General features: G+C 37.6%; 22 protein-coding genes. 5 read left to right on the top strand and 17 right to left on the bottom strand.

Going from position 1 to position 18,343, the window contains the following annotated elements:
* Window positions 1-117: 117 nt before the first annotated feature.
* From IQ10_RS03160 to IQ10_RS03140, 5 genes are all read right to left on the bottom strand, one after another.
* Window positions 118-369, bottom strand: a complete 252-nt coding sequence (locus tag IQ10_RS03160) for a hypothetical protein (protein WP_144449042.1) — start codon at window positions 367-369, stop codon at window positions 118-120.
* A gap of 98 nt (window positions 370-467) precedes the next feature.
* Window positions 468-866: a hypothetical protein gene (locus IQ10_RS03155; RefSeq protein WP_144449041.1), complete on the bottom strand. Its 399-nt coding sequence runs from the start codon at window positions 864-866 to the stop codon at window positions 468-470.
* A gap of 221 nt (window positions 867-1,087) precedes the next feature.
* On the bottom strand, window positions 1,088-1,741 hold the full coding sequence (locus IQ10_RS03150) for a YpjP family protein (protein WP_242009749.1): 654 nt from the start codon (window positions 1,739-1,741) through the stop codon (window positions 1,088-1,090).
* Window positions 1,742-1,896: 155 nt separating this feature from the next.
* Window positions 1,897-2,121 (bottom strand): hypothetical protein, encoded by a 225-nt coding sequence (locus tag IQ10_RS03145; RefSeq protein ID WP_144449039.1) that lies wholly within the window; start codon window positions 2,119-2,121, stop codon window positions 1,897-1,899.
* A 159-nt stretch (window positions 2,122-2,280) separates the two neighbouring features.
* On the bottom strand, window positions 2,281-3,054 hold the full coding sequence (locus tag IQ10_RS03140; protein ID WP_144449038.1) for an NRDE family protein: 774 nt from the start codon (window positions 3,052-3,054) through the stop codon (window positions 2,281-2,283).
* A gap of 249 nt (window positions 3,055-3,303) precedes the next feature.
* On the opposite strand from IQ10_RS03140, the gene IQ10_RS03135 reads away from it, so the two are divergent.
* From IQ10_RS03135 to IQ10_RS03120, 4 genes are all read left to right on the top strand, one after another.
* Entirely contained in the window at window positions 3,304-4,308 is a 1,005-nt protein-coding gene (locus tag IQ10_RS03135; protein WP_242009704.1) for a toxic anion resistance protein, read from the top strand.
* 42 nt (window positions 4,309-4,350) lie between these two features.
* Window positions 4,351-5,262 (top strand): hypothetical protein, encoded by a 912-nt coding sequence (locus IQ10_RS03130; protein ID WP_242009702.1) that lies wholly within the window; start codon window positions 4,351-4,353, stop codon window positions 5,260-5,262.
* 176 nt (window positions 5,263-5,438) lie between these two features.
* Window positions 5,439-6,380 carry an MBL fold metallo-hydrolase gene (locus IQ10_RS03125; protein ID WP_144449036.1) on the top strand — a complete coding sequence of 314 codons (942 nt, stop codon included), beginning with the start codon at window positions 5,439-5,441 and terminating at the stop codon, window positions 6,378-6,380.
* Between the two features lie 214 nt (window positions 6,381-6,594).
* Window positions 6,595-7,608, top strand: coding sequence for a DUF2777 family protein (locus IQ10_RS03120; protein WP_158639973.1), 1,014 nt, complete (start codon window positions 6,595-6,597; stop codon window positions 7,606-7,608).
* Between the two features lie 108 nt (window positions 7,609-7,716).
* Here IQ10_RS03120 and IQ10_RS03115 read toward each other — a convergent pair whose 3' ends face one another.
* The 4 genes from IQ10_RS03115 to IQ10_RS03100 are packed head-to-tail and all read right to left on the bottom strand — an operon-like array spanning window position 7,717 to window position 11,055.
* Complete coding sequence (locus IQ10_RS03115) at window positions 7,717-9,201, bottom strand: PH domain-containing protein (protein ID WP_144449034.1); 1,485 nt, start codon at window positions 9,199-9,201, stop codon at window positions 7,717-7,719.
* Complete coding sequence (locus IQ10_RS03110; protein ID WP_144449033.1) at window positions 9,194-9,670, bottom strand: PH domain-containing protein; 477 nt, start codon at window positions 9,668-9,670, stop codon at window positions 9,194-9,196. Before IQ10_RS03110 ends, IQ10_RS03115 begins: the two co-directional genes overlap by 8 nt.
* Before the next feature lie 28 nt (window positions 9,671-9,698).
* Complete coding sequence (locus tag IQ10_RS03105; RefSeq protein ID WP_144449032.1) at window positions 9,699-9,911, bottom strand: hypothetical protein; 213 nt, start codon at window positions 9,909-9,911, stop codon at window positions 9,699-9,701.
* 10 nt (window positions 9,912-9,921) lie between these two features.
* On the bottom strand, window positions 9,922-11,055 hold the full coding sequence (locus IQ10_RS03100) for a conserved virulence factor C family protein (protein ID WP_144449031.1): 1,134 nt from the start codon (window positions 11,053-11,055) through the stop codon (window positions 9,922-9,924).
* Between the two features lie 218 nt (window positions 11,056-11,273).
* Between IQ10_RS03100 and IQ10_RS03095 the strand changes: the two genes are divergently transcribed.
* Window positions 11,274-11,996, top strand: coding sequence for a metallophosphoesterase family protein (locus tag IQ10_RS03095; RefSeq protein WP_144449030.1), 723 nt, complete (start codon window positions 11,274-11,276; stop codon window positions 11,994-11,996).
* Between the two features lie 222 nt (window positions 11,997-12,218).
* On the opposite strand, the gene IQ10_RS03090 is transcribed toward IQ10_RS03095, so the two are convergent.
* From IQ10_RS03090 to ilvA, 8 genes are all read right to left on the bottom strand, one after another.
* Window positions 12,219-12,656 carry a BrxA/BrxB family bacilliredoxin gene (locus tag IQ10_RS03090; RefSeq protein WP_144449029.1) on the bottom strand — a complete coding sequence of 146 codons (438 nt, stop codon included), beginning with the start codon at window positions 12,654-12,656 and terminating at the stop codon, window positions 12,219-12,221.
* Between the two features lie 15 nt (window positions 12,657-12,671).
* A complete protein-coding gene (locus IQ10_RS03085) occupies window positions 12,672-13,016 on the bottom strand; it encodes a thioredoxin family protein (RefSeq protein ID WP_144449028.1) in 345 nt (114 codons plus the stop codon).
* 142 nt (window positions 13,017-13,158) lie between these two features.
* A complete protein-coding gene (locus IQ10_RS03080; protein ID WP_144449027.1) occupies window positions 13,159-13,419 on the bottom strand; it encodes a DUF2524 family protein in 261 nt (86 codons plus the stop codon).
* A 67-nt stretch (window positions 13,420-13,486) separates the two neighbouring features.
* The gene (gene rnz, locus IQ10_RS03075; RefSeq protein WP_144449026.1) at window positions 13,487-14,398 is read right to left on the bottom strand and encodes a ribonuclease Z; all 912 of its coding nucleotides are present in this window, start codon (window positions 14,396-14,398) and stop codon (window positions 13,487-13,489) included.
* A 36-nt stretch (window positions 14,399-14,434) separates the two neighbouring features.
* The gene (locus IQ10_RS03070; protein WP_144449025.1) at window positions 14,435-14,956 is read right to left on the bottom strand and encodes a type 1 glutamine amidotransferase domain-containing protein; all 522 of its coding nucleotides are present in this window, start codon (window positions 14,954-14,956) and stop codon (window positions 14,435-14,437) included.
* Window positions 14,957-15,128: 172 nt separating this feature from the next.
* Window positions 15,129-15,749: a YitT family protein gene (locus IQ10_RS03065; protein ID WP_158639972.1), complete on the bottom strand. Its 621-nt coding sequence runs from the start codon at window positions 15,747-15,749 to the stop codon at window positions 15,129-15,131.
* 184 nt (window positions 15,750-15,933) lie between these two features.
* Window positions 15,934-16,845: a chemotaxis protein gene (locus IQ10_RS03060; protein WP_144449023.1), complete on the bottom strand. Its 912-nt coding sequence runs from the start codon at window positions 16,843-16,845 to the stop codon at window positions 15,934-15,936.
* A 57-nt stretch (window positions 16,846-16,902) separates the two neighbouring features.
* Complete coding sequence (gene ilvA, locus IQ10_RS03055; protein WP_144449022.1) at window positions 16,903-18,150, bottom strand: threonine ammonia-lyase IlvA; 1,248 nt, start codon at window positions 18,148-18,150, stop codon at window positions 16,903-16,905.
* Between the last annotated feature and the right edge of the window lie 193 nt (window positions 18,151-18,343).

The raw sequence follows: 18,343 nt of genomic DNA, 5'->3' as shown, positions 1-18,343 counted from the left end.
CGCTTTTTGTTGTGATGAAGAACACTATAAATTCCTATTGCCCCAAACACCCCTGTAAGAATAAAAAGAAAAAACACCGATAAAATTATGATTATTTCTTGTTCCATCATACACCCATCACAATCCAGGAATCAGCCATGTAAAAAGGCTCCACATGAACTCTGAAATTGGTACAAGATACGTCTCAGAGAACATTCCTAATGAAGTAGAATCTGTAAATCCATCAATCACAATTAATGCAAATGTTATTAAAATGACAATAATTGTAATAGCCAAAATAACGGCTAGTAGCGCCGCGTAACCTAGGACAACACGTAATGTCCATTTTAACCATGCAGGACGCTTTTTTTGTTCAGTTTGCGATTCCACGCAAATCCCTCCCGTCAATCCTTAAAACAAATCTATCTTTATCCTATCAAATTCACAGATCCATTTAGAGAGGTATTTACGAAAAAATCGTGAACTTGTTACTCTAATTCAAGTTTTGTCAAAATACCATCAATTGGTACCCCATCTGATGTCGAGATATCACTAAAATCATAATCCCGCAAATCAACTTCTTTTACTGGTTCATCATCAACTCGACTTCTTTTTGTTTCACTTTCCTTTTCTTCAACCACTGCTACCCTAGTTTCAGATTGTGGTTCAGTTGATTTAGTCGATTCAGGTTCATTGTTTGAAATATCCGTTCTATTTTCATCTTGACTTGTAATGGATTCTGGCAAATCAATGGCTCTTTCACTTTGATTATTTTCTATAGAAATTGGATCAACGTATCGACTATTATCAAATTGAAAAATAACAAGAACCCAAACACCTATAAACATAGTCGCCACAAGTCCTACTAAAGTTAATTGTTTAATCATTCTTCCCACTCCAAATGTAATATATATACTTTCATTACGGTAATTCTTGCACAGAACTCCAGTAATGAATACATATTTTAAAGTAGGTCTATCTTATCATGATAAACGATCATTGTCATCGCCAAAAGACTTACGTTCAACAAACTTCCATAGGTTAAAAAAGTCCTATTTTTCTATCCGACTAGGAACTAACCAACTTTTACATAGAAAAGACCACGTCTTTATACGCGGTCCTCTCCATTCCATCTTGGCGGCATATCCTTTCCCCAATAGATGGTTCCCAGATTATGATGGTTTTCATAGTGGTCAAGATAGGTATGATAATGAAAATTAAAGTAATATCCTTGCTTTGGCGGCTGATCTCGGCGAACGTGAAACCGAAAAATATCTTTTCCGTTTTCTTCATTATAAAGATGCAAAATTTTCTCACCAAGACCACCAGCTGGATTAGTAGAAACTTTTAGATGAGCCCATTCTTCTTCAGGTAACGTTTTTGTCGTTTCTCTAATAACTGTTTGTAAGAGAGGCAGAATGGACTCCTCAAATGGATTGCTTATTTTTCCACTTATCGTATCACCAAATTTTCTCATACTTTGTTCATGAGCTTGTTTGACAATAAAATGGTTAATAAGATCAGCTGATGACGCATTACGATGAATGTAATCGTCCGTTTTAGAAGGCAATACTTCATGAAAAAGCTCGTAACTCTCTTGATTTACTTTATAAATGAGTGGATTCTCAGTTTTTTCATCTTGCGTTTTATCTGGCTGTTCAGCGTGCACATCCCTTACAAAATCTGTTGGCACGCAAAGTCCAATCGATAAAAGAGCTGATGAAATGACGAGTCCACGTTTCATCCACTGCAACACGTTCATACGCCCTTTCATAGTTTCAATTTTCTATCTACTTCTAGTTTCTCATGAAATCTATGAAAAAACTATTACAAAACCGTTACAACCTTGTGTAATCCTATGGTAAATTCGTACTACCTATTAAATATCGATCACATTCTCTCGACGCTTCTCTTCCTTCATGAATTGCCCATACGATAAGACTTTTCCCGACGATGATTATCCCTAGCCGCAAATACATCCTCTACATTTAATGCGTTCTTCCCGTACTCTACTTCAATGGTTGATCGAGGTGATGTTTTTATAGTGAGCTCTTTAAGGATTTGTTCTTTTGGACCTATAAAACCAACAGCCAATAAAATGAGATCAGCCTTCCACACTTTTTCTGTTCTTCGAATTGGCATGCGGACCTTTTATGGCTCGGCAATAATCCACCCTTTCTGAAAGCCTCGTTCGACAATATGATATTCTATATTTTTAATCGTCACTGGCTCAATTACAAACAAAAGAGCATAACTACTACTTATCTCAACATAAATATTCATCAAAAATAGTAGAACTTGCTATTTTAAATGAATCATTTCATCCTTTCTCCCTTGTAGAACAGCATTAGGTCCATAGCTTTGTTCAACAAAGTGAATCTGACCATCTCGTCTGAGGAGAATAATCGTTGATGCTCTCGTCCCATAATGCTCTCCATTAATAAATATTGGTGAAAGCATTCTTTCAAGCTCTAGCCCCACTCCTGTATGAGGAAGCTCTTCATCGGGGAAAGTTGTTTGATCACGGAGAATCATGAGCCATTTTTCAATATACTCTGCTTCAAACAGCTCGTTACGTAAACTATCAGTAAAATTTTTCTTCAATTGCTCTGCTTTCGGCCAACTTGTATTCAACTTTGCGTTGCTGATCACATGAAATCCTTGATCAAGTTTGACAGAATCACTCACACGATTAGATGAATAGTGAAAGTCTTTGTTTTCACCTACAATGACGTTATAGCCTTGATAATCATGTTCCTTTGTTTTCACCTCCTCTATGAAATGCTTAGGACTGATATCTCCTTTTAAAAAATCTGTGACAAGCTCTCCCCTTGAGAGAAAATCGGTACCAATATCAATCTTGTCTCGAACATTTGTTACAGCGGCTATTTTTCCCGTTGTGGTCACACCAAGCCACGTTCCTCCCTTTTCAAGATCTCTTCCTGCAAATATGTGCTTTACATCTGACCAATAATCGGCTTGTTTCGTTGGTCTTTGATGAAATTCATCTCTATTTCCACAAAGGATGAACGGATAGTCAGGATGCTGATCGATCGCAAGGATAATTAAACACATTTACAAACAACCCCTTATGCCTAGTGATTCTATCATTTTTATGCTAAAACAATTTTCTTCCTTCTTAAGACTGACTAGGTAAGCTATTCACTCCTTCTGCAGGATGATTGTGTTCCACTCTAAAATCAATCATAATAGAAATGACACCATTCTACAAAAATGAAACAAAAGTATTCGATAATCCGTATATATAGATAGCTTACACATAATTCGGGTAATAGATAAATGGGTAACGAAGGAGGAATTAGGATGAATGATGTTCTAAACAAAAACGAGAAGGCGATTGAACAATATAAAAAAGATGAAGACCTTACCAAATTACTTCGAGCATTAGAAACTTTAGGAGAAGAAGAGCAGCGTGAAGCAGGTGAATCATTAGAAGCACTAAAAAGACCTGTAAAAGAAATGATGCAGGATCAGTCCAACCAACTACCTAGCCAGCTTCTTCAATTAAAAGAGACGGTCAGTCAGCTAGAACCGAGCCACTTAAGAGAGAGTACAACAAAGAAATGGTTAAACAAGGTGTTAAGACGTAATCCAATGGAACAATATGCCCGTAAATACCAAACGGTTGAGGCACAAGTCGAAAATATTATTGAAGGGCTTCTCAGTGGGAAAGACAAACTTCAAGAGGACACATTAATGCTTCATCAGCTCAAAGATGTCGCCAAAGAACGAATCAATAATTTAAATGAGCAAATTCAATATGGCAATCAATTAAATGAAATGCTTGAACAAGAAATGAAGTCAGAACGCTGGGCAGATAATCCAAATGAAATCAAAAAAGGCCAACTAAAAGTCATTACACGGATTAAAAATATGTCGCAAGCTGTAATGGTCTTACAACAATCACTAGCTTCAGTCGATTTAATCGTTGAAAATAACGATAAGCTAGAAGAAGCCATTTTCAATGCGATTACTATGACGAAAAATGTGATCACTGTTTCAGCTTCTATTCAATTAGCCCTTTCTAACCAACAGAAAGTGATCAAAGCTGTAAAAAATGTTAACGAAGCAACAGAATCAATGCTTCTCTCAAATGCTGAGCTTCTAAAGCAAAATACAGAGGATACGTTAAAAACATTAGAAGAGCCTGCTATTGCAATCGAAACATTTAAAAAAGCCTATAATAACGTTTTTGAAGCAATTGAACTTACGGAGAAATCCAATGAGCGGATTGTTCAAAGTGGAAAAGAATTCATTCTTGAGTTAGATACATTAAATAAGGAAATGAAAACAAAATTACTCGATTAATAGAGCGAGAGTGAAGAATGATTGGTCGATTGGAGGGTTAGCATGCAAGCATCATGGATGAACAAAATCCAGTTTTTTTTTACACCATCACATAAAAAGCCTGTTGATGACCATATTCTTCGTGATCGAACGACTAGAAACCTAATTGAAGATACGGAGGAACTACTCGTTCGAATGGTCAAAAATGCACCATCTTACAATAAAAAACGTACGATTAAAAGAAAGCAAAAAGAATGGTTCATTAAGGTAAAAGTAAGCCATACATTTATCACAGTTACCATGATGGACCTAAAACATTCCACTTCTCCGATAAACAAACGAATGGTGATCACTTGCTATCGAAGATATATGAAAGCGATCGACGGTGTGGGTGTATGCAAGGAAGCTTCTATTCGCTATATAAAGGATGGGCGAGCCCAAACTCGCTCCATCCGCGAGTCTCCTTTACTACACAGTCTGTTTTACAGGATCCACCATCTTGATTTAGCTTATTCCAATGAACGTGTCGGCTCAGCTCAAACATCAAAGGAATTACTCGCAAATCAGCAACAGCTTTTACAGACAACTAGCGCCAATGATGTCACATTATTTGTGGAAGAAGCAAGAAGATATATTGATACCGTCAAGCAATTTACTGTCGATCCAGCCATATCGAATCGTCTGCAACGCATTATTGCCCAAGCTCATAAATTACAAGATGACTTTCAATTACTAGATTTTGAAGAACGGCATACAGTAAGAAGAATGTTTCGTGAAGACATTCCTACTCTTATTCATACGTTCTTATCACTTTCTATGAAGCATCAATTAGAACAAAAAGAAAATGTTTATGTTGCTTTGTCAAAAATGGAATTGACATTGATTGACTATGTCGAACAGCTTGAAAAGTTAAGAGTAGAGCGAATGGATTATCTTCTTAAACTCCAGGCCCTACGCTATGACAGACAATTATAATGAAATAAAGCTCGTCCTAAATCGATAAAAAGCATGAAAGGTAATCAATCAATTTTTTTGATTGATTACCTTTCCTCATTCCCCTCTTCCCAGAAATATTTTTCTTGTCACAACCTTCATACAACCGTACACTATTTGTAAAGGTTTTCATATATTATTAATGGGAGGGTTCTATTATGGCTGCAATTAAAACCATTTCTCCAAGAATTAGTTTAATTGATGGGTATGATCTAGGAATGGATGATCGTACTGGTACATACGTTTTGCATGAAGAGGAATACACGCTAATTGAAAGTGGTCCAAGTCCTTCAGTCGACCATGTGCTAAAAGGGTTAGAGTCATTAAAGATTGATCCAGCAGATATTAAATATCTTATTGTCACTCATATCCATCTCGACCATGCTGGTGGAGCAGGTCTCCTACTTACACATTGTCCTAACGCAAAAATGATTGTACATCGACGAGGAGCTCGTCACCTAATTGATCCTTCTCGATTGATTGCAGGAGCCAAGGCGATATACGGCGATCAATTTGACAGATTATTTGATCCAATTTTACCTATACCTGAAGAAAGAATAATCATTAAGGACAACTTAGATACGTTACAAATTGGAAAAGAGTGTAAACTTACCTTTTATGATACACCAGGCCATGCTGCTCACCACTTTAGTATTTATGATCCGATATCAAACGGGATTTTTACGGGAGATACAATCGGTGTTCGCTATGAACCACTAACGCTTGATGGATATGATGAGTTCGTCCTCCCTTCTACTTCACCTAATCAATTTGATCCTGAAGCAATGTTAAACTCGTTAAATCAAATTGAAGCACTTGGAGTAGAAAAGATTTATTTTAGCCATTTTAATACTTCAACCAACCCAGCCAACGTTTATGCACATATAAGAAAATGGTTACCACTATTTATGGATGTTGGGACTAGTATTCATCAAAAGGAGGGAACGCATGAAGATTTAGCTGATCAATTATTCCTGCTAGTTTTAGAAGAGCTTGACCGCGTAGGAGTTGATCGAGGTCACCGTGTGTATGAACACATTAAGGTAGACATAAGTGTAAGTGCAATGGGTATATTTGATTACTTATCAAAACGTAAGTAAAACTTTCATGAGCTACTACTCTCAACCTAGAATGAAAAAGCACTATTCTTTTTCTTTCCAACTAGAAACGAACCAACTTCTTCTCAGAAAAAGCGAATTTAAACTAATACCAGTTGCGATACTTGCGAAATGAATCAAGTCCTGTCTATAATAATAGTAATAATGAACTCGGATGCATGGATTTGACACCGAGAATGTAGAAGTGAGGGTTTTCATGGATCGCAAACAAGCACAATCTCTAATTGGAAAAATGGTCATGATTGACGAGAATCAGGAAGGACGTTTTTTTGGAACTTTAATTGAAGTAATCGCCCCCCCTCGTAAAACTTGGCGCGGAAAAATCGAAATTAAAGCTGTTGCTGAACTTCCTATTTTTAAAGAGGAAGGAAGTATCATAGAGCTCGAGTCATTAAAGTATACGGAAAATGAAATCATTGAATGCAATGGTTCAAAATTATCAATTGTTGATGAGGAAATCGAGTGTTCGTACAAAGAAAGTCTCACACGTGCTACGATGCAACGTTGGAATGAGCTCGACAAAGAGCAAAATAAAATGAAACGACAACAACATGCTCTAACGTCATTTGTATCAATACATGGGTTAGATCTCACTCTTCAGGATGATTATCATGCTGCGCGTGTTGACATACGTGAGAATGAACAAGAACAAGAACATGTTGTTACGTATACATTTAAGAAACAACGTAATCAATATATCCTCATCGACGGACAAAATGAAGTCCTTGAACTAGAAGGCTGTCCTTTTGAATTTGAATGGACTCATAATGGAAAATCATTCATTGGTTTTTATGAAGAAGCTGGCACGTTTATTTCAAAAGATGGTGAACGTTACTCACCTAAAATTGGCGCTGCTTTTTCAATCGATAAAAAACAATTTGACCCTTATTTCATTTTACGAAATGAATTAGAACCAGCTGCTCTAGAATCATTTGAGAAAAGTCTTCAGTCTCATGGGCTAACACATGAGAACATTGTTGACTGTCATAACGCTTTACTCGGCCAGCTTTTGAATGCTGAAGGGAATAATACGTTCCAAGGTGTTAATTTCCTAACATTTAGAGGAAAGCAAGGAGTTGTAATGGTTCAGCATCATTTTAATCGTACGTTACATGATCATTCTAATGATGAAATTTATGACCGTTTTGAATTTACAACCGAACAAGGAAAACGAGCAATTGTTACGTATACGAATGAGTTTTCGAGGTAATAAGATAAACAAAGGCGGCTAGGCTGCTTGCGCTAGACTTCATTGAATTTTATACGTTCTGATCTTTTAACACAAGAAAAATCTGGCCATACTATGGTCAGATTTTTCTTATTTCTCTTCTCTTTTCGACTCTGTTGAAAGCCACAACCTCATATGTTCAGCTTGTTGTCTTTCAAGATCGAGTACTGTAAATGATTTTCCGACGACACTCGATAAAACAGAAAACTTGAAGCTTGCCAGTCTATTTCTCTTTTGCATCGGTGAAATCATAACTTCAGCCGCTTGAATTTTATTGCGGGCAGAAATAACAGTCTGTTGGCTTACCTGCCTATAGCGAATCCAAAGATGTGTATGATTTAAGCCTGATCCTGCATCACGATATTGAAAATAGCCGAGTATGAGGCAAATCAGAGCAATGATAAAACCGTAATAAGCCAAAGGAGTCAAAAAGATACCAATGAAAAGCGACGCAACAAAAGGAATAAGTGCTACACGTAGTAAAAATCTTATAAGCGCTCTTCTAGGTACAGCTTTTATAGTGTGCTCAGTCGCATAATCAGGCAATACTTCAGTAAACAGCTTGATTAAATCAGCTTTTTTCACAATTGGCAATAATACGGTTGAAAGTTGCTCATCATTTGAACCACCTCCAGCGCTTTCGACATACACCGCTGTATAGCCAAATGGTTGCCGAAAAACGTTTGAAACAATTCTTACTGCTGTCACACGAGTAATATGAATCGTCAACTGCCTCGTTTCAACCAAACCTCTTGAAATGACTAATTCATCGCCATATTTCTCAATTTTAAAACCGCCATATTTTAAGACAGTTCCAATAAAAGACATGAGCCATCCAATCAATGCAATGAGTACAGCTATTACAATGACTAACAATACTCCTGACCCTGACAAGAAGCCAAATACTTGTTCATAAATCGTTTCAGGTAAAAATTGTTCAACCTGACTAAAAAGCGCAGCCACTGCTGATATAGCAAGACCAAGACCACTTGAAGTCAAAGCTGCAATAAATAGTTGATTTTTATCTAATTTCCATGTATAGTCAGCTTCTTTTACCTTCTCTTCTTCCACCCATTCCTTCTCGCTTAAATCCTGTTTTACATCGTGCGAATCGATTAATGGCTCAACTACTTTCTTACGTAAAAGTTCTGAACGGATATCTTCAGCCTCATCACGACTAATGGCAATTAGACTGACTTCTGGCTCCGCACCTCCCCCAGCTGTTTCAATTTTGACCTTTACCAGGCCAAACAACCGTTGAAAGAGTCCAGCAGAAATATCGATGCTTTGAACACGCTTCTGTTGAATGTAGCGTTTTTTCTTAATAAAAATACCTTGTTGAACGTATAGCTCTTCATTTTCAATACGATAACGGAACGAGAACCAATGCAATATACCTGTTATAAAGATCAAAATAATAATACCAATCCAAATAAATTCAAATCGAATAAAACCGCCTGCTTCTCTCGTTCCACCGATGAAAAGACTGATAATTAATGGGATCAGAAAATCCTTCAATGCTTTAAAAAAGGAAACAAAAATCGCCGCTACATGGAGACGTTTAAGATTACTCATCTTCTGCCACCGTTGCAAGTTCGGCAATACGATCTCTTAATTCATCAGCCACTTCGATAGTTAAAGATGGAATCCGGTGAACCGTGGCGGCTGTCGAAATGGATACGACTGCTAATTTATACTTCCTAAGCAATGGACCTTGCTCCGTATCAACATGTTGTACACGTGTCATTGGAATGAGAGTCCGCTTAACAACAAAGACACCATGCATAAGGTCGATTTCATTTGTTAATACATCATAACGCCAACGCTTCCAACGAATCGGTGGAATAATGACAACTGTTAAAATGAGATAAACTAAGTAGCATGCGATTAACACCCATAAAATCCAAACAGGAATCGAAAAAAAATAAAGGAAGACACCATATCCAATAGGGATCAGTGCCACAAATAAACTTTCAAAAAATGCATGGAGTCTCCACACCGGCAGTGCTTTCGGTGATAGAGACTGAGTTGGCTCAGGACGCAATACCTTTCCTCCTTAAAAGATGATTAGACTACTCATCTTCCTCTGTTACATATATCAATGTTACACCTAATTCCTTAAGGACATTCAGAAGGGCTTCATTCAATTCTCGGCCATAAACAAGCCCAATCGATTCTACAAGCTCCAATTCTTGAAGGTGACCAGTCTCGGCATCTTCAATCAATTCTAGCATTTCTGTCATCCCTTTTTCTTGCAGTTCCCGGATCAGTTGTTCCTTTGTCATCATGATACCTCTATTCTTCATTTTTACGAGATTCAGTCATTTGCTTCCAAACTGAACCTTTTGCCTCTTCCCCACCTTCAATTCGCTCAAGGGCCATTTTCACTTGAAGGGCTACTTCAAATTCTGGGTCTGATTCAGCAGCTCGTAATGCTTCAATTGCTCGTTCGTCACCGACTTCATATAAAAACATTGCCGCTCTCCAACGAACGAGTTTATTTTTATCTTTTAATGCTTCGATCATCGCAGGAATCGCATCAGGGTTTCCTAAATCAGATAAACAATCACCTGCGGTTCGGCGTACAGTTACGGATGAATCTTTTAATGCCTTATATAAATAAGGTAGGACAGCTTCTGTTTCGATCATTCCAAAATAAACGGTTGCCAAACGACGAATCGATGCTTTTTCATCCTCTAATGCTTTTTCAAGTACAGGAATGTCTTTTTCTTTCGGATCAAGTCGTTCAAGTACCGCATAACGTTCACGCCAGTCCTCTTTATCAAGCATATCAAGGGTAACATCAATGAATCTCTCTGCCCCTGCTGCTTGAACATCTGATTCCCTACCATTAGCTAATGCGACAAGTCCAGCAAGACGTTCATTTGTGTAAGCAGCCGAAATTTCATCAGCTACTTCTTTTGCCACATCCTCAAGCTCACCGTAGCGCACGCCCTTATCGACCCACTTACGCTCCATTACAACATTATCTTCTGGCTTTTGCGCTTTCGCAATCGCTTCAACAAATCGCTCTGGTAGCCCTTCTCTCTTTTCTTGCTCACCGTCCGTTAGCTTGATTTGCATTGGAATCCCTTTAAACATTTGTACAGAAACGTTTACCTCACCAAAATGATCATTGATTTGTGCATTCACTTCTGCTTGGTTCTCACTGTCTTCACCAAAAACAGCGCGAACCTGTGGTAAAATCACCTTCCAATCTACTTTTGGATGACGATCAATCGCAATAAAATCAGCTACATGGTATACGCTTTTTACTCCTTCAATCTCAAATAATGCTTGTATGTATGACGGAGCCTCATTCTTATTTTTTTCTGTATAGCTACTTCTCGAACCTCCACCTAAAGTTTCACTTAGCGTTAATTTCATGGTATTTGGACTTGGCGTTGGTTCAATTGATGTAATGTTCATATCTGTATACCTCCTATCACTTGTTTCCTATTTATAGCTTCTATTTGATCTTATCATACGACTTTCATTCGTGCCAATAAGACGCAAACCGCACGAACATTCTATGTATCTAGCCATCTGTTTAACACAAAACATGAATAGTTATTCAATTTAATAAAATTGAAACAGCAACCTTTGCACTTGTCTGTTATAATAAAGAAAAAAGGAGGTTTTAATTGATGAGAATTGCTTTTTTAGCTGATATTCATGGTAACGCAACTGCATTAGAAGCAGTATTGCACGATATTTCACAACAGCGGGTAGATAAGATTTGTGTTTTAGGAGACATTTCTTTCCGTGGTCCAGAGCCTAAACGAGCACTTGATATCGTTCGAAGCCTCAATTGTGATGTAATTAAAGGTAATGCTGATGAATGGCTTACTCGCGGTATAAAAAAAGGTGAGGTTTCTGATGAAGCTCTTGAAATCATGCAACTAGAACGCGATTGGGCATTACAACGTTTAAATGAAGATGACTTAGAGTATTTAAAAAATTTACCGACAGAGCTTGTACTTGAAGACGGTCTTGATTCAATCGTTCACGCGTTTCATGCAACGCCTACAAGTTTATTTGATGTTGTCTTACCTGATAACACAAAAGAAATTGAAGATACGATTATGAGACGTGATGATGCTGATCTTTACGTATATGCCCATATTCATCAACCATTTATCCGCTCTATGCACGGTAAAAATGTCGTAAATACAGGTAGTGTCGGCTTACCATTCGATGGTCATCCATTAGCTTCATATCTTCTTGCAGAGATTGAAGAAGGCAGACACCGTCTCCAAATAAATCGTGTCCCTTACAATAGAGAACACGTTGTTGAAATTTATAAGCAAGGCGGATATCCAAATATTGAAACGATGGGTCGTGTTGTTTTCTACGGCGTTAGACCTTAATCATTTTGATCATAACGACGTTAATCCTCTCATCATATTGATTAACGTCGCTTTGTCATCGTACATATCGGCAATCTCTGTATTGTGCTTATACTAAAAAATAAAAGAAGAGACTGACTCATAAAGGTCTGATCCATTATTCCCTGCTAACGCCCTCAAGTATGAGAGTGAGCAAGAATGTGGTTCAGGCTCTTATTTTAGAGTCAGCCTCTTTTTTTAGATTTATTTGCTGCAATGTTCATTATACGCTAAGGCAAGATTCCGAATAATCGTTTCAGATGTTGAACCTTCTATATGCTCTCTTGGAATAAAGTGAACGACTTCTTTACCTTTTAGTAAAACCATTGATGGTGAAGATGGTGGATACTCTTCGAAATAAGAACGCATTTTCGCCGTTGCCTCTTTATCTTGACCAGCAAATACGGTTACAAAATGATCTGGTGTGTGATCGTGCTGTAATGAAGTAACGACTGACGGACGAGCAAGACCAGCAGCACAACCACAAACAGAATTGATAACAACAAGTGTCGTTCCTTCAGCCTGTTCCATATATTGTTCAACTTCTTCGGCTGTTGTTAATTCTGAAAAGCCTGCTTCTGTTAATTCTGAACGCATAGGTAGTACAACTTGACGCATATATTCTTCATAAGCCATTGACATAATAATACCCCTTTTCTATTTTTCTATTGATGAATGCATTGACGCAATAGCCGCATATGGCTTTAACACCCCATGCAAATATTCAAATGATCTAAAAGCGTAAATACGTTCAACACCCAAACCTTTTTGAAACAAGAGTAGGCATGGCACACTCTCAATCTTCCATTTTTGTGCAAAAGACGGAGCATGATTAATGTTTAAAGAATACATCGGTAACGAGTCAAAAGAAACGCCAATCACTTCGAGCATTCGCTTAGCCATTTTACAAGTCCCACAAAGTGGAGTCTGAACAAAGACAATAGTAAGTGGTGGTCGTTCTCGGAGCATTTCTTCTACTTCGTTGATCGTAATATCTTTCATATTAAGTCCCTCATTTCATCAACTATTATTGTATCAGAAATTAGATAGTAGTGCATAGTATGAAGAATCATAGCGACAGACTAATCCCTTTAAAATAAAAAGCGAGTCTCACCTAAATGATAAAAGTGGACTCGCTTACTTTTTAGCGTCGTAAAATAAAATGATTTTGTAATTGACGTAATTGCTGTTGTGTTCGATTTAATTGGTTTCGCTGCTCTTTCGTGGCTGCACGCATGATCACATCCAGTTCAATACTCATCTCTTCAAGATGCCTTTGCGCTTCAATGTATTCATCTGGATCTCCTGGTTGAACACGCTGTGAGTTGTCAAACGTCTGCTTTGCTTGTTCAATTATTTCTTCTGCTTTCTCTAGCCATTCTGCAACGATTTTACGCTCTGCCATTGATCATTCCTCCTCATGTAAGTGAAGCAATGATATTACTTTGCGCACGATCAAACAGCCTTATACATTATAGCTCATGAACCATAAAATCATAAGCTATGAGCGTATTAGGAAAAAATGGCTCGGCTTCAGCTTTCAACTCTTCTTCCACATCTACATAACGAGAACTAATATGAGTAAGGATAAGGGATTTTACGTTTGCTTGTTTAGCAAGCTTTGCCACATCGCAAATCGTAGAATGACCAAATTGATCCGCATGGCTTTTTTTATCTGACCTAAATGTCGCTTCGTGAATCAACAAATCAGCATCTTTTGCAAATTCACACATTGTTTCCATTGGTCTGGTATCACCCGAAATGACGACAATCCGACCTTTTTTTGCCTCACCAATAAATTCTGCCCCGTTTAAATAACTACCATCTGGTAATTCAATCACTTCTCCCCGTTTTATCTGTTGATAAATAGGCCCTGGTTCGATTCCTTTTTCTTTTAGAAGGTCGACTTGTAGTGTACCAGGTTGATCAGCTTCAATCAGTTTATATGCAAAACCTGGCATAACATGATCGACGTGAAGTGCTTGGACTGTTATCGTCTTATCAGAATAGATCATGCCTTCTTGCGTCACGACATACTCAATCTCATATGCTAAATAAGATTGGGATACAGATAATGTCGTTTCTACAAATGTCTGAATCCCTTCCGGACCATAAATAGTGAGCTTCGACTTGGCTCCTTGTGCCGATCTTGAGCACAAAAGACCAGGTAACCCAAATATATGGTCTCCATGCAAATGACTGATAAAAATTCGATCGATTTTCGATAACGTGACTGGGCTATTCAGGATTTGGTGCTGCGTCGCCTCTCCACAATCAAAAAGCCATTGTGTGCTCTTTTTTTGTAAAAAGCGAACAACCAATCCACTCACATTTCGCTTTGTTGCTGGCACACCTGAACCAGTTCCTAAAAAATGAAATTCCATGATACGTCACCTATTCTTTTATTTGCTCAACTTCGATTATTTTGCAAGAGCATCAGCAAATGCTTTAGCATACGGTGCTAAATCTGGTGGACGACGGCTTGAGATAAGATTTTCATCTACGACAACAGCTTCATCAACCCATGTTGCTCCTGCATTCTCCATATCATCTCGAATACCCGGCGTACTCGTTACCGTTCTTCCATGAAGAATCTTAGCAGAAATAAGCACCCAACCCGCATGACAAATTTGTCCAATCGGCTTTTTAGCTTGATCCATTTGCTTCACATATTCAAGCACTTCAGGATAACGTCTCAGTTTATCTGGTGCCCATCCCCCTGGTACAAGAATTCCGTCATAATCATCTGCTTTAATATCTGCAAACGCAAAATCAGAAGTCGCAGGCACTCCATATTTCCCTATGTACGTTTGATTTCGTTCGTTTCCGATAAAGTGAACCGTTGCTCCTTCCTCTTGTAACCTAATGACTGGATACCATAGCTCCAAATCTTCAAAATCATGGTCTAGAACGGTCATCACTTTTTTATTTTGTAAACGCATCTCATCACTCCTATTTCATTCATATAAACTAAAGTATAGCACGTTTGTGGCCTCTGCAAAATGAAAACAAAGCTATATCGCAATAAACTGACTGCCAAACTTTTCTCTTTGAGTTGAAAAAACAAACACAAAAGGAAGGTCACAATTGTAACCTTCCTTTTTACCATTCACATTATGAGGCTTCATTTATAGATTCGGCAACTACTTGTGCATCTGGAACTTTAATTGGTGATTTTTTGTATCGACCAATAATTAAACTAGCAATGAAAATTGTACATACAGATAACATCGCATTACCCCAACCTACAAATAAACCAGCAAAAACAATGATCAGAAAATCACTCATAAAAATTGTCAAACCGCGATTAATTCTCCATTTTTGATCAAGGTAAAGAGCAAAAATATGAATCCCTCCAAGTGAAGATCCATTATTAAGAACGAGTGTTACACCAAAACCGATACACAGTCCCGCAAGAATGGGTACTAGCCAAATCGGAAGGGTTATAAAAGGCAGAAAAGCGAGACCATCACGAATAATCGAAATTGTGGTTATCGACATTAAACTTGAAATCGTAAACCACATACCGAGCTTTTTCACAGACATCCAAAAAAACGGTAAGTTTACTAGGAAAAACAGCACACCCCACGACAGTGAGCTTGCAAATGTTAACACTGTCGCAAGTCCTGCTGTTCCACCAAATGTAAGGTCATACACACCGAGCAATTTCAGCCCAAAAGATGTTAAAACTAACCCTAAGAATACAAATGAAACCTTCTTTAATTTATCACACAATTCACTCACCTCACTGTTCTACCATACAAAAAATAACAGCTACCGTCAATGTATACAGATGTATTTTTATTCATCCGAATTATCTGATAAGTTATTATGAAGGTGTTATTACAGTTCTCATCGAAATATAATGCATGATTTTATGCAAAAAAAGGAGAGGATAACTCGTATCCTCTCCTTTCTCTCATAAAACAAGCTTATCAATCATTTTGATTAACTTGACTATTTCAGGTTTGCTGATTTGTCCATCTGCACCGACACCTTTTCCTTTGTGATAAAGGTCATCTGTAATAAGTGAAGAAAAGATCACAACTGGTAGTGATTGTAATTGTTCATCACTTTTAATTCGTTTTGTTAAGTGATGGCCGTCCATTTTAGGCATTTCTAAGTCAGTAATGATCAACTGAACTTCATCCTCAATGTTGTGATTTTCATCTTGTTTTAGAAATTCTAAATATGCCCAAGCTTCTTTCCCATCATCAAAAAAAGTGACTTGATCATATCCTGCCTCTGCTAATGTTTCGTGCAATAGCTTACGCAGCATCGCTGAGTCTTCAGCCACAACTATTTTCTTATTACTACGCTCTCTTCTCCCAAGTGTTTGAACTTGCTTCACATTAATGCCCTTATCTGGATTTATATCAACCACGATTTTCTCAAAATCAAGCAATAAAATCATTTGCTCATCCATTTTCACGACACCAGTAGTCGCATTTTCTAAACCTTGAGATAGCTCAGTAGGCTTTTCGATTTGCTCCCATGAAATACGATGAATCCGTGATACTCCTTGAACACGGAAAGCGACTTTTATTTGATTCAACTCTGATACAATGAGCTTGTCCTGATTTGGATTTTCAGAAGGAGGAAAGCCTAATACTTTTGTTAAATTGACAACAGTCAGAACCTCATCGCGCAGACGAATAATTCCTTCGATATGCGGATGACTATTAGGCATTGATGTCACAGATGGTGCTTGAATAATCTCACGCACTTTCATAACATTTATACCAAATATGCCAGATCCAACTTGGAAGACAATTACTTCTAGTTCATTCGTTCCACTTTCAAGTAAAATCCCTTTTTGTTCTTCTCTCACTCATAACCGCCTCCTTAAATAAGTATGTATGAAATCCACTCTTATAAAAGGTAGCTTTTAAATAAGTAAATTAAATAAATTCTCATCCTTATTTATTTCTTGATAATCGAATCCTTTTTTCTTTAAGCGATTAATGAGTGGCTCGTAGTCCTCTACACTTTTTAATTCTATGCCAATTAAAACAGGTCCATTTGATTTATTGTTTTTCTTTGTGTATTCAAACCGAGTAATGTCATCATCTGGCCCTACTACATCCGTAATAAATTCTCTTAACGCACCAGAGCGTTGCGGGAATTGGACGATAAAATAATATTGAAGTCCTTCATAAATAAGTGAACGCTCTCTCATTTCCTGCATCCTACCAATATCATTGTTTCCCCCACTTACGACACAGACCACAGTCTTCCCCTTAATCTCTTCTTTATAAAAATCAAGTGCTGAGATGGACATTGCTCCTGCTGGTTCTGCCACAATCGCATTTTGATTATATAATTCTAATATAGTTGTACAAATTTTACCCTCTGGAACTAAAACGATATCATCAAGAATCTTTTGACAAATTTCAAAAGGAAGCTCCCCTACCTTTTTAACAGCTGCCCCATCTACGAACTTATCAATTTTTTCAAGCTCGACAACCTTTCCTTGGCGCAATGATTCTTTCATTGATGCGGCGCCTTTTGGTTCACAACCAATAATTTTTGTACGAGGGCTAATACTTTTAATATACGTGCCAACTCCACTAATGAGGCCACCTCCACCAATAGAAGAAAATAAATAATCAATATTTTCATCAATGTCATTCATAATTTCCATCCCAACAGTCCCTTGACCTGCTACAATCTTTTCTTGATCAAAAGGATGAATAAATGCCATTTGATGTTCATTACAATAACTCATTGCTTCATTAAAAGAATCGTCAAATGTGTCACCTGTTAAAATGACTTCTACATACTCTTTGCCAAAGAATTTAACCTGATCTACTTTCTGACGAGGTGTTGTTGAAGGCATAAAAATCTTGCCTTTTATTTTTAGCGTTTGGCAAGAGTATGCGACGCCTTGCGCATGATTACCCGCGCTAGCACAAACAACTCCATTATTTAACTCCTCATTCGTTAAACTAGAAATTTGATGAAATGCCCCACGAATCTTAAATGAGCGAACCACTTGCAAGTCTTCTCTTTTCAAATAGACATTACAGTCATATCGTTCTGAGAGTACTTGATTCTTTTGTAGTGGAGTATGTGTGACAACGTCTTTAAGTCGTTGGTTAGCAATGATGATGTCTTCGATATGTACGGTTCCCATAATTTAATCCCTTCATTTCATACTCATTCAATTTAAATACGATTCTAATTACGTTCATTGCAGTCAGAAAATGTACAATATGTTTATCTTATCACAACCCTTTTCGTTTGCGAACCCCTATGCCACGGCATGTGGGATAATAAAATGATGTATACGGTTACTTAGTCTTGGAATCGACTATTTTTTGGATTGA

Origin of the sequence: Halalkalibacter nanhaiisediminis (assembly GCF_007830185.1) — a bacterium.
Classification (GTDB): Bacteria; Bacillota; Bacilli; order Bacillales; family Bacillaceae_D; genus Halalkalibacter; species Halalkalibacter nanhaiisediminis.
This window is presented reverse-complemented; position numbering and strand designations above follow the sequence as displayed.